The sequence below is a fragment of the Beduinella massiliensis genome (assembly GCF_900199405.1).
GTDB lineage: Bacteria > Bacillota > Clostridia > Christensenellales > Aristaeellaceae > Beduinella > Beduinella massiliensis.
In genome coordinates this window covers 1,903,110-1,924,313 of record NZ_LT963430.1, presented here as the reverse complement: position 1 = coordinate 1,924,313, position 21,204 = coordinate 1,903,110, and the positions used below count along the sequence as shown (strand labels likewise).

Genomic DNA, 21,204 nt, shown 5'->3' with positions numbered 1-21,204 from the left:
TGGTCCTCCATTCCGGCGCGCAGGAGCGCGCGTTCGTCTTTATGGACTACCCTTTATTGTATCGCGTCTTGGCCCGGCGGTCAAGCTCCCACCGCACCCTACGCGGCAAGGTTTTCTTTCCAGCGGTTCCTACAGCAGGATGCAGATCATGCCGCCCGTGCCCTCGTTGATGATCCGGCTGAGCGTCTGCTGCACCTTTTCCTGCACGTCCGGGGGCATGCGCATCAGCTTTGTGGATAGCCCCTCGCGCATCAGATCATCCAGTGACTTGCCGAACATGTTGGTCGACCAGATCTTGGCGGGATCCTGTTCAAAGCCCGAAAGCAGGTACTGCACCAACTCCTCCGACTGCTGCTCCGTGCCCACGATGGGCGATACCTCGGTCTCGATGTCCACGCGGATCATGTGCAAAGAAGGCGCGCTGGCCTTGAGTTTTACGCCGAAGTGATTCCCCTGCTTCACGATCTCCGGCTCGCTGAGCGTGAGCTCCTCCATGCTCGGCGCGACGAGGCCGTACCCCGTCTCGCGCACGGACGCGAGCGCCTGGGCTACGTGGTCGTACTCCCGCTTCGCCTCGACCAGCTCCTTCATGAGCCGCAGCAGGTGCGCGTCGCTGCGGATATCCGTGCCGCAGTGCTCGCCGAGGATGCGGTTGAAGAGGCCGTCGCGGAGCGGAAGGCTGTAGGCGACCTCGCCGCTCCCCAGGTCGATGCGGCTTTGCGAGGCAGGAAGGGTGTAGGCTGAATCGTCGAAGGCGTGGGAAAACGCCTCGCTCTCGCGCACGCACATCGCGGGCTGCGCCGCCTCGCGGGCCTTGGTCATGAGCTCCTGCATCAGCCAATGGCTGTCGTCCAGCGCGAGCGCCCAGGCGGGCAGGTTCACGCGCACCTCGCTCACCGGGAACTCGTAAAGCACCTGACGCAGCACGTCCTGAATGTCCCCAAGCTCCATCTCCTTGACGTTCTTTGAAAGCACCGGCACGCCATACTTGTCGGAAAGCGCCCTTTGCAGCTCGCCGCTCTCCGGGCTCGCGGGGTCGCTGACGTTGAGGATCACGACAAAAGGCTTTCCAAGCTGCTGCAGCTCGCGCACGACGCGCTCCTCCGCTTCCACATAAGCGCTGCGGGGAAGTTCTGTAAAGCTGCCGTCCGTCGTCACCACCAGGCCGATCGTGCTGTGGTCCGCAATGACCTTGCGCGTGCCGATCTCCGCTGCGTCCTCAAAGGGCATGTCGCTGTCGCTCCAAGGCGTCTTCACCATGCGCGGCACGTCGTTTTCCTGCGTGCCCATCGCGCCCTTGATAAGGTAGCCTACGCAGTCCACGAGACGCACGTTCGCGCTGGCGTTGGGCGAGAACTGCACGTTCACCGCCTCACCGGGCACGAACTTGGGCTGGGTCGTCATGATCGTCCTGCCTGAACCGCTTTGCGGCAGTTCGTCGCGCGTGCGTTCGCGCCGTCTCGCGTTATCGATGCGCGGCAGCACCAGCTTTTCCATAAACTGCGTAATCAGCGTGGACTTGCCCGTGCGCACCGGCCCCACGACGCCGATGTAAATATCGCTGTCCGTCCGGTTGGCGATATCCCGATACAGATCTGTCTGCTCCATGCTATCATCCCTCCCACATGTCACCGAATCGTATGCAACCCGTCCAAAACATAGTACAAGGCGGCGGGAAATTTCCCGCCGCCTTTGCGTCCGTTTGACCTGCTTTACGCCTGCGACGCGTCCTGCGCCACCAGCTCTACGGTAATCTTGAGCGTCTCTCCCTTGGGGATACGATCGTTGACCGTCAGCTCCGGCAGGTTCGGCACGCGGTAGATTTCAAGCTCTACCGTGTCGCCTACCGTGCGCGTATTGATCACGTTCGTAAGGTCCGTGTGCTGTCGCACGCGTTTGCCGTCCACGGAGAGGATGATATCCCCGTCCATCACGCCCGCGCGCTCGGCCGCGCCGCCTCCCTGTACGCCGCTCACGTACACGCCTGCGGGCAGCGCGCCCTCGACAGGCGTCTCGGTGCCGCGAATCGTCGAAACCGTGATCCCGAGCTTCGGGCGCGTCACCTGCCCAAACTTGATGATGCTCTCCACGATCGGCTTCACCACGTCCATGGGAATGGCCATGCCGATGCCCTCGATGCTGGCCCCGTAGCCGACGGAAGTAAATTTCATGGAGGGGATGCCGATAAGCTGCCCGCGCGTGTTGAACATGCCGCCGCCGCTGTTGCCCGAATTGATCGCAGCGTCGGTCTGAATCATCTTGACGATCGAGTTTTCGATCTCGCGGTCAAGCCCGCTTACCACGCCCACGGTCACCGTGTCCGCGAACTGCTGGCCCAGAGGATTTCCGATGACGATCGCCCAATCGCCTACGCGAACGGATGCGGGATCGGCCATCGTCACGGCGGGCAGGCTGCCCTCTGTCGCCTGCAGCACCGCTAGATCGGTCAGCTCGTCGTAGCCGATCAGCTTCGCGTCGATCAGCTCGCCCTGCCAGATGAGCTGGATTTCCCGCGCGTTTTGAATCACGTGGTAGTTGGTCACCACGTGCCCCTGCGTCGTAATCACTACGCCTGAGCCCGACGCCTGCTCCACGGACTCCGTCTGCCCGGTGTAGAGGCTGAACGCGTGCGTCTTGTTGCTGACCCCCACCACGCAGGGCATCACGACGTCCACCACGTCCGCAAACGGGCTGCGCTGCTCGTCCAGCACCTGCACGTATTCGCCCTCCGCATACGCGTTCATGCCGACCGCGCCATCCGATGTGATGCCAAACGCCGTCAGCACCGCGGCGGAGCAGATCATGACCGCAGCGATTGCGGACGCAATATAGCCCATGAGATTTCCCTTCACAGCCGCACATCCTCCTTCTTGGTTCGAAAGCATAACGTAGTGTGTGCGAAGGAGCGGGCGATTATCACATTATTTGAGCGTCACCACCGTGACTCCGCTCTCTCCCTCGCCGTATACGCCGAGGCGGTAGCTCTTGACGCGCGGGTTGCGCCTGAGCGCATCCTGCACGCCCGCGCGCAGCACGCCCGTTCCCTTGCCGTGGATGATGTTTACCTCGCCAAGGCCCGAAAGCATCGCGTCGTCCAGGAATTTATCCACCTCCGGCAGCGCCTCGTCCACGGCCATGCCGCGGATATCCAGCTCCTGACGCACGGCGCGGGTCGCGATGTCCACGTTGGAGCGCACGCCGCCCTTCTTCTTTTGCGCCTGCGCCCCTGCGGGCTCCGCCTTGGGCAGCTGCAGCTGGGTAATGTGCACCTTGAGCTTCATCACGCCCGCCTGAAGCTGCACCTCGCCCTTGGCGTCCGGCGCGGCTAGCACGGTCGCCTCCGTACCCAGGTGAACGATTCGTACCCGGTCGCCGGGTTTCAGGTTTCTGGGCGGCGGGCTCACGCGATCCACCGGCTGGGTGAGCGCCTCGCTCACCGCGTCGATGTTCTCGTTCAGCCTGCTCTTCAGCCTTTGTATCTCGTGCTCGGGCGTCCCCGCGCCCTCCTTCTTCATGCGCCGCAGCTCAGCGATGAGCGTCTCCGATTCGCGGCGCGCGTCCTCCAAAATGCGCCGTGCCTGTTCCTTGGCCTTGCGAATCGCCTCGTCGCGCTGGCGCTCCAGCCGTTCGCGCTCGCGCTCGGCCTGGTTGCGGATGGCGACCATCTCCGCGCGCGCTTCCTCCGCGATCTGCCGCTCCTTTTCCGCGATCTGCCGGTGATATTCCGCGTTGGCGATCACGTCCTCGAAGCGGACCTGTTCTCCGCTGAGCAGCTGCTTCGCGTCTTCGATGATCGCTTCCTCCAGCCCCAGCTTTTTCGAGATGTCAAAGGCGTTGGACTTGCCGGGAATGCCGATGGATAGCCGATAGGTCGGCCGAAGCGTCGCCACGTCGAACTCCACCGACGCGTTCTCCACGCCCGCGGTCGTCATCGCGTACTCCTTGAGCTCGCTGTAGTGCGTCGTGGCCATCGTGCGAATCTTCCTCTTCAGCAGCTTGGAGAGGATCGCCTGCGCCAACGCCGCGCCCTCCGTCGGGTCGGTGCCCGCGCCCAGCTCGTCGAAGAGCACGAGCGACCGCTCTGTGACGTTCCCCAGGATGCTCACGATGTTCTTCATGTGGCTGGAAAAGGTCGAGAGCGATTGCTCGATGGACTGTTCGTCGCCGATGTCCGCGAACACGTCGTCGAAGACGGCAATTTCCGTGCCGAGCTCCGCCGGTACGTGCAGGCCTGCCTGCGCCATCAGGCAAAAGAGGCCCACGGTCTTGAGCGTCACCGTCTTGCCGCCCGTGTTGGGGCCGGTAATCACCAGCGTGGTGAAGTCCTTTCCCAGCCAGATGTCAGACGGAACCACCTTATCGGGGTCGATCAGCGGGTGACGGCCGCGCACGATGCGCACATACCCCTCTTCGTTGATCTTGGGGGCGCAGCCGTACATCCGGCGGGAGAGCCCAGCCTTGGCGAAGGCGAAGTCTAGCCGTGCGAGGATGTCAAGGTTCCCCTGCATCGCTTCTGACTCCGGGGCGATGCGCGCGGAAAGCGCCTGCAAAATGCGCTCAATCTCCGCTTTTTCTCTGGCCTGCCACTGCTTGAGGTCGCTGGTGATTTCCAGAACCGCCATGGGCTCCACAAACACGGTCGCTCCCGTCGCGGACTGGTCGTGCACCAGGCCCGGCACGTTTGCGCGGTATTCCTGCTTGACTGGAATCACAAATCGGTCGCCGCGCATGGTGATGATGGGCTCCTGCAGGTACTTCTGATACGCGCTGGAGTGAATCATCGAATTGAGCTTTTCGCGCACGCGCTCGTTGCAGCCGCGGATATGACGGCGGATGTCCGCAAGCTCCGGGCTCGCGTGGTCGGAAATCTCTTCCTCACTGATGATCGCGGAGGTGATCTCCTCCTCCAACTGCCGGAATGTCGAAAGCCGAGAGGCAGCGGCCCGAAGGTTCGGCGTGTTCTCGCGGTCGGTGACGATCACGTCCCGGGCGGCGCGCGCCGCCCGCATGCACGCGGCGGCATCGAGCAGCGCGCGCGGGGAGAGCGTCGCGCCAATCTCCGCGAGCTTCAATGTCTGACGGATATCCGGAAAAGGCACGATAGGCTGTTCGCCCAGGTAGGTGAGCAGCACGTGCGCCTCCTCCGTCTCCTCCTGCGCATAGCGGATTTCGGACAGGTTTGCGCTGGGCACGAGCGCCCCGGCGATTTCCCGTCCCATATCGGAAACGGTAAGCTCCTTGATCTGTTCGCGTATCTTCGTAAATTCCAGCACGCGAAGCGAGCGTTCTGTCATGGGTATCCCCCTCTTTATTCTACGCCGCGCTGCAGATGCCCGGCCGTCGTCTGCCCGGGAAGGGCGAAGTCGGACGGCTTTGCGTCCATCAGCCTGCGGTAATGCCGAGTGATTTCCGCGCACAGCGCGTCATCCTCGTCTGTAAATTGAAGCCGGAAGGAAAGCGGCAGCGAAAGTAGCCTTTCCATGTAGCGGGAAAGATCGGTCGGCACGCTGTTGTACAGGCGAAGCATGCACCCGTGAGGCAGGCGCAACCGCCTTTCCGGAAAGGCAAAGCCTTTGCGGTCTATCAGCGGCAGCCCTTGCGCCCCGCTGCCTGCAGCGCAGCGCTCGCAGGCGGCGTCCGCCTCCGAAACGCCGCGCTTTACGCAGTCCGTGCAGTGAGAAAGCAGCATGAGCTGCACGCGTCCGTAAGCGATCAGTTCAAAGCTTCCGCCCGCGCGGATGACCTCCCGAACCTCGGAAAGGTTCAGCTCCGGCGAAAGCGTCACCCGCCCGCAGCCGCGCCCAAAGAGGAGGTCTGCCGTCCGCGCGTTCATCACGTTAAGGGCGCCGTCCGCCACCACAGGCAGGCGAAGCTTCAATGCAAACTGCCCTGGATTGCCCAGCACCGCGCCCGCAAGCACGTCTGCGCGCGCGTTTATGAACTGCGCGAGCGCTGTCAGCTCCCCCGTCCATGCGACCTGCGGCAGGACGATCAGCGTCCTTTGCAGCGTCTTTGGCGCCTGCTCCGTCATGGCGCGTTCAAGCGCCTGGGTGCGCAGGTCGTCCGGCTCCCAATAGATCCAGTCTGCCCCGCTTGCGAGCAGGCGATCCGCGAGCTCCAGGCGCGGCGTCCTTGCGATCAGCAGGCGCTCGCCCGTCGGCCTTTGCGTCAACGGGGACGGCAGCAGAATATGCGGAGCCGGCCGCGCGCACCGTAGGCTTGAAAGCGCCGACAGTGCGTCCCGGCGCAGGGCATTGAGCGCCGAGGCAGGCAAAAACGTGCCCTCGCCCGACAGCGTCAAATTCCTGAGCGCGTAGGGCGTGTCGCCCGTCTTTTCGATCTGCCGTCTGGCGCCCGCTTCGTCCAGCGCCCGGCTCTCAGCCGCTTGAACGATCTGCTCTCCCAATACGGACGCCTCGTGCGCGCCGTCGGTGACCGTAAGCGTGGGCCGCTCGCCGATCCGCGCCGTCAGGCGCGCGTCAAAGGGAATGCGCACGGTTTCCTTCGCGTAGCTCTCGCGCGCCTTCGCCATCTGCAGGGCGTCCGTCAGGCGGAAGACCTCGTCGCCCGCGCGGGGCATGGCTTCGCCGCCCGCGACGCGCACCGTCGCCTCGCTGCCCGCAGGCTGAAAGGGGCCGGCATAGACCGTCTCGCGCTCTCGCTCGCCGCGAATCGCCAGGCCGTCGCCGTCGTTGAGCGCCTCGGTCAGGCGAACGCCCGCGAGCTCGCCGCGCATGCGCGTCACCTTTCCGACCGGCACGCCCCAATGGTTGGGCCGCTTCCAGCTCATGAGCGCCTCGTTTGTGCGCCCCGTCAGGTAGCCCTCGGTAAAACCGCCCCGATTGAAGATTTGAAGCAGCGCGCGCGCTGTCTCGTCGTCCGGCGTGTAAGGCTCGCCCCGCATGGCGCAGTTAAGCGCCCGTCGGTACGCGGCCGTCACCACCGCTACATATTCCGGACGCTTCATGCGCCCCTCGATCTTGAGCGAGGCCACGCCCGCATCCCGCAGCTCCCCAAGCCTTGAAAGCAGCATCAGGTCGCGCGTGGAAAGCAGGTATCCATCCGTGCCGTCCGCCTGCCGGTAACGCATGCGGCAAGGCTGCGCGCACTTGCCCCGGTTTCCACTGCGCCCGCCGACCATGCTGGAAAACAGGCACTGCCCGGACACGCTGACGCAAAGCGCCCCATGCACGAACACCTCCGTCTCCAGCCCTCCGGCCGCGATCGCGCGGATCTCCGAAAGTGGGCACTCGCGCGCCGGAACGACGCGCGTAAAGCCCATGTCGCGCAGCAGGCTTACGCCCTGCGCGTTGTGAATCGTCATCTGCGTGCTCGCGTGCAGCGGAAGATCCGGGAAACGCTCGCGGCAAAGCGCCGCCAGCCCCAGATCCTGCACGATCACCGCGTCCGCGTGGCCCCTCGAAAGCATCTCCAGCACGTCCGCCGCGTCGTCCATCTCCGCGTCCTTCACAAGCGTGTTGACCGTCACGTACACGCGCTTGCCGCGTTCGTGACAGTAGCGGACAGCGTCCGCCAGCCCCGCGTCGTCGAAGTTGCCCGCATAGCTGCGCGCGCCGAAGGCCGTATAGCCCAGGTATACCGCGTCCGCGCCGTTTTGCACGGCCGCGACCAGCGCATCCCGATTTCCGGCAGGCGATAAAAGCTCCATCGAATTTCCCCCAAAAAAGAGGGGCTATCCCGGGGAGCTGCCGCGATATCGCGGCGCTTTCCCCGGGCAGCCCGAATTACTCCCTGTCCTTAGCGGCATCCTGCGTGCGTTTCATCGGCGGTGCGTTGTGCTCGATGCGCATCGCCGTGAGCTGCTGGTGCACCTGCATGATCTCCTTGCGCAGGCGCGTGTTCTCATCCTGCGCCTTGAGCAAATCGTCCGCGATATTCATGGCGGTCAGCACGGCCACCATGTTCTGCGGCATGCGCGAGGTAAGCGCAAGCTCTTCCATCTTCCGATCGACGTAAACCGCCACGCGCCGGATGTGCTCTTCGGACTCGGTGCCCACGAGCGTGTAATCCTTCCCCGCGATCTTCACCGTCGTCTTGATCTTATCCACCGGGCATTCCTCCTCAGTGGGCCAGCTTTTCCGCCTTGTACTCCTGGCCGAACGTTTCCACGCGCACGCGCTTCATCTTCTGCTCCGCAAGCGGCTTGTCGTGCTTGTCGCGCTTCTGGCTGACGATCGCGTCCGCCGTTTCCATGCCCTCGGTTACCTTGCCGAACGCCGCATAGCTGCCGTCCAGGTGCGGCGCATCCGCCACCATGATGAAGAACTGCGAGCCCGCGGAATCGGGCATCATCGAACGCGCCATGGAAAGCACGCCGCGCGAGTGCTTCAGATCGTTCGGGAAGCCGTTCTGACGGAACTCTCCGCGGATGCTGTAGCCCGGGCCTCCGACGCCCATGCCCTTCGGGTCGCCGCCCTGAATCATGAAGCCGGGAATCACTCGATGAAAGATGACGCCGTCATAAAAGCCCTTGTTGGCCAGCTCCACAAAGTTCGCCACGCTGTTGGGCGCGACCTCCGGGTACAGTTCGCCCACCATCCTGCCGCCGTCTTCCATCTCAATCGTAAAAATCGGGTTCTTGCTCTCCATTTTGAATGATCCTCCTCATTAAATGTCCTCTAAAATATCCTCGTGCAGCGCGTCGAAACCCGTCTGCATCATGCGCAGGATGTCCTGCTCGATGCCCTGATCCGTCAGCGCAAATCCGCTTCTTAAAAGCGGGAGATAGCATTCATAGAGCGTGCGCGCCGTCTGCGCGCGCATCCGCCGCCAGTAGCCGATGGTCCTGTCCGCAGCCGCCGCAAGGCTCGGACGCAACAAAAAGCGCGGCCTGTCGTCCTCCAGCGCCAGCGGGATCGATTCCGGACGAATGCAGGGCAGCAGCCTGTCCCGACGCGCCGCTGCGGCCGTAAGCAGCGCCGCCTCGTCCCCGGCATGCGCGCACCATACAGCGGCCCTCAACCGCGGGAAATCCCGCATCATCGATAGCAGCGCCGAAAGCGCCGCCTCGTCCGAAAGCCCCAGCGTGAGCACGAGCCCCGCGTCCTCACAAAGCGGGCAGAAAGCGTAGCGCATCCAACCGTCCAGCAGCGCCTGCGCGTCCACCTCGCCGAGCGCCGCGTCCCGGATGCCCTGTTCCTTTACATAGGCTGTAAGCCTTTGCGCGGTTTCGCCGTAGCCTTCGGCGTAGCGCCCCGCCTCGCCCCGGCAGGACGAAAGGTCGAGCGCCGGAACGAGAAAGTCCACCGCCCGCTCCCCGCCGTACGCATCGGGCACAACGGGCGAAAGCGCAGCGGCAAGCCCCGCCTGCGCACGCACCATCTCCAGATACGCGCTGGGCGTCAAGGACGCTTCCCGCATGCGGATGACCTGCAAGTCGCCCTGCGGCATATTCAGCCTGTCCAGCGCAGTCACGACGTCCTGCGCCGCCTTGGAAAGGGGCGTGCTTTCGATCATCAGGCGCGCGAAAGCTTCGTCCGGCGGTTCGCCCGGCGCGATAGAACGCATTGCCGCATCCACGCCCATCTGCGGGCGGGCGACGTCAAGGCGCGTCGCTACGTCCACGAGCGAAAGGCCGCGCACGCACGCGCGGATACAGCGCCTCAGGTCGTCCTTATCGTCGATCAGCACGCATGCCGGCCCCCTTTCGCCGCCCTGGCGGACGTCCATAGCCATTCCTTATTTTACACGAAAAACGCCTGCTTTGCAATCTCGCAGTTAGAGCGCATTTTTCTCCTGTAGCGCGTCCTTCAAAAACAGTTCGCGCTTTCTTTCGATCATCTCGTCCACGCGCGCGGTATACTGCTCGATATTGGAAACGTTCGGCGCGCGGCGGATGCGCTTTTCCGCATCGTCCTGCACCCGCTTGGAAATGCCGCCAGCGCCCAGAGCCAGAATGGAGGTCGTCTCCTCCATGATGTCGATATTATAGGTACAGGCATGTCCCGGCAGCGCGTAGCCTACGTTTTCCAGGTTGCCCGCCATGTACTTTTGCCGGTACAGGTAGTAGGCGTGCATGCCCATGGCGTGCGCCGCCTCAAGGCCCCGCTCCACCATCCCCTGCACCGTGTCTGTTTCCGTCGGGCGGTAGTTCTGCTCATGCAGCCGCGAGGAGCGCTTGACCGCCAGCGTGTGTACCGTCAGGCTTTCGGGCGCAAGCGAGCGAATTTCTGCCAGCGTGCGTTCAAAGTCCGCGGGCGTCTCCCCCGGCAGCGCGGCGATCAGATCCATATTGATGTGGTCGAAACCCATATGCCGCGCTAAGGCGTAAGCGTCCCGGACGTCCTTAGCGGTATGTGCGCGGCCTATTTTTTGAAGCGTCGCGTCGTTCATCGTCTGCGGGTTGATGCTGATGCGCCCGACCGGAAAATCCCGCAGCGCGCGCAGCTTCTCCTCGCTCAGCGTATCCGGCCGCCCGGCCTCCACCGTCCACTCCGTGGCCTCGGGGAACGCGCGCATCAGCCTGTCGAGCAGGTGCGCAAGCTGCCCCGCGCGAAGGGCTGTGGGCGTTCCGCCGCCCACATAGAGCGCACGCATGCGCAGCCCCGCCTCGTCCATCAGCGCGCGCGCCGCTTCGATTTCGTGCCCCAGCGCCGCGAGGTAGGGCTCCACCAGGCGCCCGTCTCCGATCTCGCCCGAGGAAAACGAGCAGTAAGCGCATCGCGTCGTGCAAAACGGGATACCGACGTACACATCCGCCTCGTTCGGCGCGCGCTCGATGAGCCCGCGCTGGCTCGTGATGATCTCGCGCAGCAGGGCCGCCTTGCCCTCCGACAGGTCGAACGTCTCCCGCATCGCGCGCTCCGCCTCGTCCATCGTGTCGCCCTGCTGCAACTGCGCGTAAAAAAGACGCGTGGGCCGAATGCCGGTCAGCGAGCCCCACGGCGGCCGCATGCCCGCGGCGCGCTTGAGCAGCTCGTAGCAGCAGAGCTTGACCGCGCGCTTAAAGTAGCGCTTTTCTGCAAGCCCGCCGCGCACGGCCTGCGCCTGCTTCTCCTGCTCCAGCAAGCGGTCTCCCTGCGTAAAGACGCAGCGCTCGTGCCATACGCCGTCCTGTTCCGCATGCGTGTGGGAAAGCGTCGCGTCGCTGCCCTCCGGCGTAAAAAGAGCAGACCCCTCCCCGAAAAAGAGGCGTACCACGTCCGACAGATCCGGCAAAAACTGCGGCGTATCCGTCCTGATGTAAACCTTCAAGCGTGCGCCTCCCGTTCTTCCGCGATCGTCGTATCCATGCCGTGCCCCGGATGCACGCGAATACGGCCTTCCAGCGCGCAAAGCCGGGCGAGCGATGCGCGAAGCTCCCGCGCGCTGCCGCCCGGAAAATCCGTGCGGCCATATCCTCCGCAGAACATCGTGTCGCCCGAAAGCAGATCGTCTCCGATCAGCAGGCACAGGCCGCCGGGCGTATGACCCGGCGTATGCAGCGCGCGCAGGGTCACCCCCGCCGCTTCCACCACGTCCTCGTCCTCCAAAAGACGCTCAGCGGGCTCCGCAGTCAGGTGTTTTCCGATGGCCGCGCACAGGTTAAGCCGCTCGTCCGAAAGCATCGGAGCGTCCAGCCGGTGCAGGTAAAGCGGCGCCCCCGCATCCCGAAGGGGCGGGAGCGTCAGCATGTGGTCAAAGTGCGCGTGCGTCAGGATCACGGCCGCAGCGCGCCTTCCTGCAAGCCCTTCCTCGAGCTGCGCGAACGGCACGCCGGGATCCACGACCACGCAGTCGTCCCGCCCTGGCGCGCTCAGGATGTACGTGTTGACCGCGAGCGGCCCGCCCGTCAGCTTTTCGATCTCGTAGTTCATTAAAAGCACCTCCTGCTGTCCACCAGCAGCGTGACCGGGCCGTCGTTGCAAAGGTATACCTGCATGTCCGCCTGAAAGACGCCCGTCTCCACGTGCAGCCCCTGCGCGCGCAGTCCTTCACAGTAGGCGTCGTAAAGCGCGGTGGCCGTCTCCGGACGCGCGGCCTTGATAAAGCTGGGCCGCCTGCCGCGGCGCACGTCGCCGTGCAGCGTAAACTGCGAAACCGCGAGCACCCCGCCGCCCACGTCCATCACGGATCGGTTCATCTTGCCCGCCTCGTCCTCAAAGATGCGAAGGTGCGCCGTCTTCTCTACGCAGTAGTCCACGTCCTCCTGCCCGTCGCCTTCCTCCACCCCCACGAGCACCAGCAGTCCCACTCCGACGCTGCCTACGGTCTTTTTCTCTATTTCCACGTGCGCGCCCTTCACGCGCTGAACGACCAGTCTCATCTGCGGATAAGTCCTTTCCTTCAGATTGAAACGCGGAAGATCTCGATGACGTCCGAGCGCTTGCTCAGCTGCTTGATAATCTTGTCCAGCTCCTGGCGGTTCTTGACCTCCAGCGTCACGTTGATCGTGCACGTCTGATTCTTGTTCGTCTTGGCGGATATCGCGCTGATCATCACCTTGAGACTGCTGATGAACAGCACGAGGTCCGCGAGCAGCCCCTCGCGGTCGTAAGCCAGAATCTGCACGCTGCCGTTGTAGCTGGTCTTGGCCTCCGCATCCCAGGACACCTCCACCAGCCGGTCGGAATCGATCTCCGAGAGCACATTGATGCAGTCCGCCTTGTGCACGGTCACCCCGCGCCCGCGCGTGATGTAGCCGACGATTTCATCCCCCGGCAGCGGGCTGCAGCAGCGCGCGAAGCGCACCAGCATGCCCGGCTCGCCGCGCACGAAGATGCCATGGTCGCTGCCTCCCGCGTGCTGCTGGGCCGCCTGCTGCTGGCGTGCGCGCTGTTCCTCCGGCGAAACGACCGGCGGGGCGGCGGGCAGCGCGGGCTTTTCCCGGCGCCGCTGTTCCTCCACGAGGCGCGTGACGACATGGCTGGCCGCCAGACCTCCGTAGCCCACGGCGGCGTAGATGTCGTCCACGTCAAAGAATGCGTACTTCTTGAGAAGCGGCTCCAGATACTCGTTTTTGAGCAGCGAGGGCAGGTTTACCGCCTGTCGCCTGGCCTCGTATTCCAGCATATCGCGGCCCTTGGCGACGTTTTCTTCCTTAAGCTCGCGCTTAAAGAACTGGCGGATCTTCGCCTTTGCCTGCGAGGTCTTCGCCACCTTCAGCCAGTCCATGCTGGGCCCCTTGGCGTTCGCCTGGGTGATGATTTCCACGAAGTCGCCGGTGTTCAGCGGCGTATCCAGCGTCACAATGCGTCCATTCACCTTTGCGCCGATGCACTTATTGCCCACCGCGCTGTGGATGCGGTAGGCGAAGTCGATCGGCGTCGCGCCCTTGGGCAGGTCGAGGATGTCGCCCTTGGGCGTAAAGACGAAGACCTCGTCGCTGAACAGGTCGACCTTCAGGCTGTTGATGAATTCCTTGGAATCCTTCGTCTCGTTCTGCCAGTCCAGAATCTGGCGCAGCCAGTACAGCTTCTTGTCCAGCTCGTCGCCGGACTGCTTGCCTTCCTTATAGCGCCAGTGCGCGGCGATGCCGAATTCCGCCACGCGGTGCATCTCCCAGGTGCGAATCTGCACCTCAAACGGCATGCCGTTCTGCCCCACCACCGTGGTGTGCAGCGACTGGTACATGTTCGGCTTCGGGGTGGAGATGTAGTCCTTGAAGCGGTTGGGCACCTGCTTCCAGAGCGTATGCACGATGCCCAGCACCGCGTAGCAGTCCGGGATGGTATCGACCAGAACGCGGATGGCGATCAAATCGAAAATCTGCTCAAAGGGCTTGTTTTGGAGCACCATCTTCTTGTAAATGCTGTAAAAATGCTTAGGCCGCCCGTCGATGTCGTAGCGGATGCCCAGCTCCTCGATTTTCTGGCCGAGCTGCTTGATGACCAGGCGGATCGATTCCTCTCGTTCCGCTCGACGCATGCCGACCTTCTGAATGAGGTTCTGGTAGCCCTGCGGATCCAAATAGCGCAGGCAAAGGTCTTCCAGCTCCTGCTTGATCTTATACACGCCCAGTCGGTGCGCCAGCGGCGCGTAGATGTCCAACGTCTCCTGGGCGATCAGCCGCTGCTTCTCGGGCGACTGAAACTTCAGCGTGCGCATGTTGTGCAGGCGGTCCGCGAGCTTGATGAGCACGACGCGGATGTCCTTGGACATCGCGAGGATCATCTTGCGCAGAGATTCAGCCTGCTGCTCCTCGCGCGAGTTGAACTCCAGCTTGCCCAACTTCGTCACGCCGTCCACCAGCACGGCGACCTCCTGGCCGAACTCCTTTTCGATGACGTCCAGCGTCACGCCCTCGCAGTCCTCCACCGTGTCGTGCAAGAGCCCCGCCGCGATGGTCGGCGCGTCCAGCATGAGCGACGCCAGGATGCCCGCGACGGTGAGCGGGTGCACGAAATATGGCTCGCCGGACTTGCGCCGCTGCTCCGCGTGGGCCTTTTCGGCAAAGGAATACGCCTTCTCAATCAGCGCCTCGCCGTCGGCCTGCGGGTGATACTTGCGCACCCTGCCGAGCAGTTCTTCCAAGCTGCTACACACCTCGTTCGTCACGGGTCATTCTCCTTTTCCTTCTGCCCAGCGTCCGCCGGGCCGCCGCCGCGCGGCTGTCCCACTCCTGTTTTACTCAACCGGCGATCTTCCGCAGACGCATCAACAGCGCGCTGCTCGAAAGGTCGCATTTTCGCATCGGAAGCAGCCGCATCTGCCAGGGGCTTTCCGCGAGCTGCAAAAGCGAAAGCTCGCGTAGGACGTAAAGCCCAGCCAGCGCCCTGCATGCTTCCATCCCCGCCGCGCCGGCCACTTCCTCCAGCGGACTGTCCGGCGGCAGCGCGCGCAGCCGCTTGTACAGCCCGCGCAATTCGTCATCCGTAGGCGCAAGGCGCGCCGCCTCCTGACGAACGTAGCCGGAGGCGTCCTCCACCACGGCGATCTGCGCCCCCGGATAAGCCGCCTGCCAGGCGCCGAGCGAAGCCTCTTCCACCACGCCGTCCAGCAGCACCACGCGCCGCATGTCCCCCCGCGCCGAACCGGCGTCCGGCTGCGCCAGCAGGGTGTTGAAGCGCCTTGCGTCCGTGAGACGTCCTCTGGCGTAGTCGAGCTTTGCGTCCATCACCGCCAGGCGCACGGCCCACTTGCGCAGACACCCCATCGTCTGGCAGACGAGCAGCGTGCCCTGAAGGCTTTCGCCCAGCGCATCTTTAATGTATTCGTCCGCCTGCATCAGCGTGAGCTTCCGATAACTGGAAGGTTCCGGCTGTTGCTTGTGCCTATTATAGATGATTTGCGCCAAAATTGCACGTACAAATCCTTCCTCGTGCCGCTTGCACTCCGCGATGAAGGCCTTGGGCGCAGCGAATGGCGCCATCTGGCGCACCTCGCACTGCACGCTGCGCTCGCCCTGCCACTCGTTGATCGAGGGCGAAAAGAGCACGTCCACGCGCTCTGGCAGCGCGGCCGCGCGCTCACCCATGCGAAAAGCGATGCCGTCGCGCTGCTCGCCGTCCGCCGAAAAGCGCAGCTTGAGGTGGGAAAAGTCCTTGCCCACGCGCCGGGCATCCAGCGGCTCTACGCCGCGCAGGCAAAAAACGGGCGCGGGGTTTCCAAAGCCCGTAGGCTGCATCTGATCAAAGGCGTGCACCAGTTCTTCCGTGAGCTCCGGCAGCGCAACCTCCAGGTCGTATTCTTCGGTGGGATAAAACGTGTCCCACGCTTCCTGACGGGCGATTGCGGCGTTCAGCCGCTTTCTGAATTCAGGCAGATGCCGCGCCTCGATCGTCAGGCCCGCTGCCTGTGCGTGCCCGCCAAAGCGCAGGAACAGCTCGCGGCAGCCGCACAGCGCCTCGTGGATATTGACGCCCGGAATCGACCGGGCGGACCCTACGCAGATGTCTCCGTCTTTCGCAAGCAGAATCGTGGGCCAACGATACTTTTCCACCAGCCGCGAGGCCGCAAGCCCGATGACCCCGGGATTCCATCCCTCGCCTGAGAGCACAATGGCCCGGTCGCGCAGGAAATCGATCTGGGAAGGCAGCATTTCCTCCGCCTGACGCAGGATTTCCCGCTCCAGTTCCTTGCGCTGCGCGTTGTCCGCCTCGAGCTGACGGGCGATTTCCCGAGCCTTTTCCTCGCTGCGCGTGGTCATCAGCTCCACGCCCCGCGCGGCGAGCGCCAGCCGTCCGCCTGCGTTGATGCGCGGGGCGAGCTGAAAGGCGATGTGCCCGCTCGTGATTTCCCGTCCTGAAAGTCCGGCCTCCTCGATCAGCGCGCGCAGGCCCGGCCGCTTCGTCCCGTTGATCGCCTGAAGGCCGTAGGTCACGATCACGCGGTTTTCGTCCGCCAACGGCACCAGATCCGCCACCGTCGCCAGCGCCGCCAGCTCCCACAGGGGCCCCAGCGCCTCCATGCCGCCCAGCGCCTGCACCAGCTTGAAGGCGACGCCCGCCCCGCACAGCCTGCGGAAGGGATAATCCCCCAGCAGGGGATTGAGCACCGCCTCGCACTCGACCGGCCGCTCGCCAAGCTGGTGGTGGTCCGTCACGATCACCTGCATACCCAGCTCCCGCGCGCGCGCGACCTCCCGGTCCGAGGTAATGCCGCAGTCCACCGTGATGAGCAGCTTTGCGCGCCGCGCGATCTCTTCCACCGCCGGAATGTTCAGCCCGTAGCCCTCGCCGTGCCGGTCGGGGATGTAGTAAGTCACGTCCGCCCCCTGTTTTTTCAAATAGGTCAGCAGTATCGAGGTCGCCATCACGCCGTCCACGTCGTAGTCGCCGTAAACGACGATGGGCAGACGGCACCGAATGGCCTCGCGGACGCAGGCGACAGCCCGGTCCATGTCCTGCATCTGCATCGGGTCGTGCAGGTGTTCCCGTGCCGGGTGCAGGTAGGCCTCCGCCTCTGCAGGCGTCTTTATGCCGCGCGAAAAGAGCAGCTCCGCCAGCCGTGCGGGAACGCCCGCATCCAGCAGCGCCTCCGGCTTGCCTTCCCGTGTCTTTTGAACGAAACGAAGCAAATTTCGCACTCCTTTACCGGCCTGTTTGAAAAAACAGAAGAGGTCTGAATAGGACGAAAGAGCCTGCGCCCCCGCAGGCTCTTTCGCCGAAGCATTTGTTACGCCTTCTTGGCTTCCTGCTTGGCCTTCGCGCGGTGATCCATCAGGAACGCCCACACATAGCCGTTGATGGCGTTCGCGGAGTACACGCCGGAGACGATGCCCACGATCAGCGGCAGCGTGAACTCGCGGATGGAGGCCACGCCCAGCACGAACAGCGTCACCGTCGTCAATAGCGTCGTCAGCGTCGTGCTCACCGTACGGGTGAAGCACTCGCGGATCGAGGCGGTGACGATCTCGGCGCGCGGCTTGCCGCGCATGCTGCCGTGCACGTTCTCACGAATGCGGTCAAAGATGACGATGGTGTTGTTGATCGAGTAGCCGACGATGGTCAGCATCGCCGCGATGAACGTGGTGTTCACCTGCACGAACGGACGCAGGAAGACCATGAGGGCCACCATGATCAGCACGTCGTGCACCAGGCCGATGACCGCCGCCAGACCGGAATAGAAGTCGAAGCGGATGGCGATGTACAGAAGCATCAGCGCCGCCGCGACCAGCACGCTCTTGAGCGCGTTGAGAATCAGGTCGCGTCCGGCGACCGCGCCCACGCGATCCACCGTGATAAACTGCATGCCGGTGTACTTGGCGGAGAGCTCCGCCTCCAGCGCGGCGCGCATCTCGTCGGGGTTCTCCACGTCGCGGATGCGGATCTGCGCCTTCTGGCCATCCTCGCCGGTCACTTGAATCTGGGCGTCGCTTATGCCCTGATTGGCGAGCGCAGTCTGAATGTCCGTTACCTGATAATCCTCACCCATGTCGTATTCCATGATGATGCCGCCGGTAAAGTCGATGCCCAGATTCATGCCAAAGCCGAAGACGGACATGACCAGCGCCACCGCAATCACGATCGCGGAAACGCGGATACAGATCTTGGAGCGATCCTTGAGCACGTGACCTTCGTTTTCCTTCGCAGGCCGCGCGTAGAGCGCTTTGTTCTCAATGCCCAGGTTCACGAAGATGTTGAGCAGCCCATGGGTCACGACGACCGCCGTAAACATGGACGTGATGACGCTAATGGAAAGCGTGATGGCAAAGCCCTTGATGGAGCCCGTGCCGAACCACAGCAGAACCAGCGCCGCGATGATCGTAGTCACGTTGGAGTCCATGATGGCGGAAAGCGCGTTGCTGAAGCCCTTCTTCACGGAGGAGAACAGCGGACGCCCGGCGTTCAGCTCCTCGCGAATGCGCTCGAAGATGATGACGTTCGCGTCGACCGCCATGCCGATGCCCAAGATAATGCCCGCGACCCCGGGCAGCGTGAGCTGCGCGCCCGTAACCGCCAGCAGGAAGATGACCAGCAGGATGTAAACCGTCAGCGCGATGTCGGCGATGACGCCGCACAGGCGGTAACGCGCGATCATGAACAGCATGACGAGAATGACGCCGATGACGGCCGCCAGAATCGCCTTGTCCAGCGCCTCGACGCCCAGCGTCGCGGAGATGGCGGAGACCTCGAGCTGGCTAATGTCCAGCGGCAGCGCGCCGGACTGGATCAGCATCGCCAGGTTGCTCGCTTCCTCCACCGTCATGCCCGGCGACTGGATGATGCCCGAGCCGCCCGCGATGACGGAGTTGACCGTCGGCGCGGAGATGACCTCGCCGTCCAGCTCGATGGAAATCGTCCTGTTCAGGTTGGCCGCCGTCGCCTCGGCAAACTGCTTCGTGCCGACGTCGGACAGCCTGAAGGCCACGCACGGCGTGCCCGTGTCGTCCTGGCTGATGTAGGCCTCCTTGACCTCCTGGCCCTCCATCACGACGTTGCCCGCGTTGTCCTTGAAGACCAGGTGGGCGGGCGTGCCGATGATCGTAAGGATCTCGTTCGGGTCCTTCACGTCCGGAATTTCGATGCGGATGCGGTCGTTTCCCTGCCGGGTGACCGTGGCTTCCGTGAAGCCCTGTCGCGTAAGGCGCCCGGTCAGGATGTTGACCGTGGTGTCCATCTTGCCGTCAAAGTCCTCGACGCCGTCGCTCTGCGCCTGATAGACGGTGTAAACGCCGCCGCGCAGGTCGAGGCCCAGGCTGATCGCCTCGCCCCACGGTTTCATGTACTGCACCATGGTGCCCTTGCCAAAGCCGTTGAGCGCCACGAAGCCCGCCAGCACGATCAGGACCAGGATGACGCAAAGCTGCGCGATGCTGATAGCCTTGCGGTTCTTGCCCCCCAATTTCTTGTTCGCCATATCAGATCTTCCTTCCATTTCGGTTGTATTCGGTCTCGCTTTTCTTCAGGAAGCAACGCTAAGCGCCGCCGTCACTGAACGAAAACGCCTGATGCAGGGAGAGCATGTAACTTCGCCTTTGCAGCACGTTTCCGTTGCGGTCGCGCCCGCTCCGGGCCCGATTTCGCCAAAGCGCCGCAAAGAGCCCCGCGAGCAGCGCCGCCGGGACAGGCGCCTGGCGCGCGGCGCTCTGCAGCGCCTCCGGCAGGGGCTGCGCCTCCTGCGCGGGCGCCGTGGGAACGCTTGACGTCAGCACTGCGGGCGGCAGGCCCATGGCGGAAGGCAGCGCCGTTTCAACCGGCATGGACGCGTCCTCCGCGCGGTAAAGCAACCGGTCCACGCCCTGCAGCAGCGCAAAAAGGCAGACGAGCGAAAAAAGAACCGTCACCAAGACGCGAAGCGGCCTTTTTCGGGCCATGTGCTCCACCTCCTGCGACGATTCTTTTATGCCCTATGGGACAAACAGATGTAGTTATTATAGGTCTTTTTGTAGGCTTCGTCAAGCTTCGCCTTCGTGTTCGACGGCATAAATCGCCATCGCGCACTCCAGACGCTTGCGCTCCATCTGGCATTCCATGTCGTAGGGCTCGCGGATATTGCCGCTGAACGCCTGCGCGTTGGCCGCGCACCCGCCGCTGCAATAGAAGCGCGCCCAACACTTGGAACACTTTTCCTTGTTCAGCACATGATTTTCCGCGAACTCCTTTTGAACCGCGCCGTCAAAGCTGCCGTCCAGCACGCTGCCCATGCGGTAGCCCTCGCGGCCCACGAATTGATGGCAGGGATAAATGTCGCCGTCCGTGGTGATCGCCACGTACTCGTTGCCCGCGCCGCAGCCGGTGAGGCGCTTGCGCAGGCAGGGCCCGCCCTTGAGGTCGATCATAAAATGGAAGAAGTTAAACCACGTATCGTCCTTTTCCCGGCGGCGTACATAGACGCGCGCCAGGCGCTCGTATTCGTCCTTGATCGTGGGCAGCATGTCCTCTTTCAGCGCGTATTCACAGGCCGGGTCGGCCACGACCGGCTCGATGGAAATCTGCTCAAAGCCCAGGTCCGCCAGGTGCAGCACGTCGTTTCCGAAGTCCAGGTTGTGCGCGCTGTAGGTGCCGCGCACGTAGTAGTCCTTCTGTCCGCGGCATTCCGCCAGACGGCGCGCCTTCGGCATCATGATCTCGTACGATCCCTTTCCGCTGGGCGTGGGGCGCATGCGGTCGTGTACCTCAGGCCTGCCGTCGATGGAGAGCACGACGTTGTGCATCTCCCTGTTGAAAAAGTCGATCATCTCGTCGTTTAAGGCGACGGCGTTCGTGGTGATCGTAAACTTGAACCGCTTGTCGTGCGCGCGCTCCAGCGAGCGGCCGTAAGCGACCAGTTGGCGCACGACCTCAAAGTTCATCAGAGGCTCCCCGCCGAAGAAGTCTACCTCCAGCGAATGGCGCTTGCCGCTCTTCTCGACCAGCCAATCCAGCGCGCGCTTGCCCGTTTCAAAGGACATCAGGCGGCTTCCATGCATGTGGTATTCGCCTGCGGAGGCAAAGCAATACTTGCAGCGCAGGTTGCAGTCCTGCGTCACGAGCAGGCACATGGCCTTAACCACCCCGGGATCGGTGTTCACGTCGAGCTCCGCGTAGTCGTCATCCGTGTCCAGCTGCCCCAGGCGGATCAGTTCCTCTATCTCCCCTATCGTTTCCTCGAGCTCGTCCGCGCCGTACCTGCTGCCAAGCTGCGCGCGGATCTCCTCAAAGGGCGCGCCCTGTTCGTGCAGGCGAAGCACGTCGTACGCAAGCTCGTCCAGCGCGTGCACCGCGCCGCTGCCCACGTCCAGCGCCATGTATTTGTCACAGGATGTAAACGTATGAATCAAAAACGGTTCCTCCTTCGGTTCTTCAGGTTCTATGTTCAAAGCGTCCGCAGGCGTTTTTTACG

General features: G+C 63.5%; 15 protein-coding genes. All 15 read right to left on the bottom strand.

What is annotated here, in order from left to right; all coding sequences use genetic code 11:
* Window positions 1-129 precede the first annotated feature (129 nt).
* The 15 genes from spoIVA to scfB all read right to left on the bottom strand — a co-directional run bounded on the left by spoIVA (window position 130) and on the right by scfB (window position 21,142).
* Entirely contained in the window at window positions 130-1,608 is a 1,479-nt protein-coding gene (gene spoIVA / locus C1725_RS09380; protein WP_102411352.1) for a stage IV sporulation protein A, read from the bottom strand.
* A gap of 104 nt (window positions 1,609-1,712) precedes the next feature.
* Complete coding sequence (locus tag C1725_RS09375; RefSeq protein ID WP_346026522.1) at window positions 1,713-2,852, bottom strand: S1C family serine protease; 1,140 nt, start codon at window positions 2,850-2,852, stop codon at window positions 1,713-1,715.
* Between the two features lie 69 nt (window positions 2,853-2,921).
* On the bottom strand, window positions 2,922-5,294 hold the full coding sequence (locus tag C1725_RS09370) for an endonuclease MutS2 (protein ID WP_102411350.1): 2,373 nt from the start codon (window positions 5,292-5,294) through the stop codon (window positions 2,922-2,924).
* Window positions 5,295-5,308: 14 nt separating this feature from the next.
* Entirely contained in the window at window positions 5,309-7,669 is a 2,361-nt protein-coding gene (locus C1725_RS09365; protein ID WP_102411349.1) for a U32 family peptidase, read from the bottom strand.
* Window positions 7,670-7,745: 76 nt separating this feature from the next.
* A complete protein-coding gene (locus tag C1725_RS09360) occupies window positions 7,746-8,069 on the bottom strand; it encodes a cell division protein ZapA (RefSeq protein WP_102411348.1) in 324 nt (107 codons plus the stop codon).
* A 13-nt stretch (window positions 8,070-8,082) separates the two neighbouring features.
* Complete coding sequence (locus C1725_RS09355) at window positions 8,083-8,610, bottom strand: peptidylprolyl isomerase (RefSeq protein ID WP_102411347.1); 528 nt, start codon at window positions 8,608-8,610, stop codon at window positions 8,083-8,085.
* 18 nt (window positions 8,611-8,628) lie between these two features.
* A complete protein-coding gene (locus C1725_RS09350) occupies window positions 8,629-9,651 on the bottom strand; it encodes a hypothetical protein (RefSeq protein ID WP_346026521.1) in 1,023 nt (340 codons plus the stop codon).
* 87 nt (window positions 9,652-9,738) lie between these two features.
* Window positions 9,739-11,214 carry a coproporphyrinogen dehydrogenase HemZ gene (gene hemZ, locus C1725_RS09345; protein ID WP_346026520.1) on the bottom strand — a complete coding sequence of 492 codons (1,476 nt, stop codon included), beginning with the start codon at window positions 11,212-11,214 and terminating at the stop codon, window positions 9,739-9,741.
* A complete protein-coding gene (locus C1725_RS09340; RefSeq protein WP_102411344.1) occupies window positions 11,211-11,816 on the bottom strand; it encodes an MBL fold metallo-hydrolase in 606 nt (201 codons plus the stop codon). Before C1725_RS09340 ends, hemZ begins: the two co-directional genes overlap by 4 nt.
* A complete protein-coding gene (gene dtd, locus C1725_RS09335) occupies window positions 11,816-12,265 on the bottom strand; it encodes a D-aminoacyl-tRNA deacylase (RefSeq protein WP_102411343.1) in 450 nt (149 codons plus the stop codon). The genes C1725_RS09340 and dtd overlap by 1 nt, the downstream gene beginning before the upstream one ends.
* Window positions 12,266-12,285: 20 nt before the next feature.
* Window positions 12,286-14,496, bottom strand: coding sequence for a RelA/SpoT family protein (locus tag C1725_RS09330; protein WP_346026519.1), 2,211 nt, complete (start codon window positions 14,494-14,496; stop codon window positions 12,286-12,288).
* Between the two features lie 73 nt (window positions 14,497-14,569).
* On the bottom strand, window positions 14,570-16,957 hold the full coding sequence (gene recJ, locus C1725_RS09325; RefSeq protein ID WP_346026518.1) for a single-stranded-DNA-specific exonuclease RecJ: 2,388 nt from the start codon (window positions 16,955-16,957) through the stop codon (window positions 14,570-14,572).
* Window positions 16,958-17,055: 98 nt separating this feature from the next.
* On the bottom strand, window positions 17,056-19,239 hold the full coding sequence (gene secD / locus C1725_RS09320; protein ID WP_346026517.1) for a protein translocase subunit SecD: 2,184 nt from the start codon (window positions 19,237-19,239) through the stop codon (window positions 17,056-17,058).
* Window positions 19,240-19,297: 58 nt separating this feature from the next.
* Window positions 19,298-19,696: a hypothetical protein gene (locus C1725_RS09315; protein WP_102411340.1), complete on the bottom strand. Its 399-nt coding sequence runs from the start codon at window positions 19,694-19,696 to the stop codon at window positions 19,298-19,300.
* 81 nt (window positions 19,697-19,777) lie between these two features.
* Window positions 19,778-21,142: a thioether cross-link-forming SCIFF peptide maturase gene (scfB, locus tag C1725_RS09310; protein ID WP_346026516.1), complete on the bottom strand. Its 1,365-nt coding sequence runs from the start codon at window positions 21,140-21,142 to the stop codon at window positions 19,778-19,780.
* Window positions 21,143-21,204 lie beyond the last annotated feature (62 nt).

Coding starts and splice junctions, on each gene's coding strand:
- C1725_RS09365 (WP_102411349.1), bottom strand. CDS start 7,669: ATGGAGCTTTTATCGCCTGCCGGAAATCGGGATGCGCTGGTCGCGGCC.
- C1725_RS09355 (WP_102411347.1), bottom strand. CDS start 8,610: ATGGAGAGCAAGAACCCGATTTTTACGATTGAGATGGAAGACGGCGGC.
- secD (WP_346026517.1), bottom strand. CDS start 19,239: ATGGCGAACAAGAAATTGGGGGGCAAGAACCGCAAGGCTATCAGCATC.
- C1725_RS09370 (WP_102411350.1), bottom strand. CDS start 5,294: ATGACAGAACGCTCGCTTCGCGTGCTGGAATTTACGAAGATACGCGAA.
- C1725_RS09340 (WP_102411344.1), bottom strand. CDS start 11,816: ATGAACTACGAGATCGAAAAGCTGACGGGCGGGCCGCTCGCGGTCAAC.
- spoIVA (WP_102411352.1), bottom strand. CDS start 1,608: ATGGAGCAGACAGATCTGTATCGGGATATCGCCAACCGGACGGACAGC.
- dtd (WP_102411343.1), bottom strand. CDS start 12,265: ATGAGACTGGTCGTTCAGCGCGTGAAGGGCGCGCACGTGGAAATAGAG.
- C1725_RS09315 (WP_102411340.1), bottom strand. CDS start 19,696: ATGGCCCGAAAAAGGCCGCTTCGCGTCTTGGTGACGGTTCTTTTTTCG.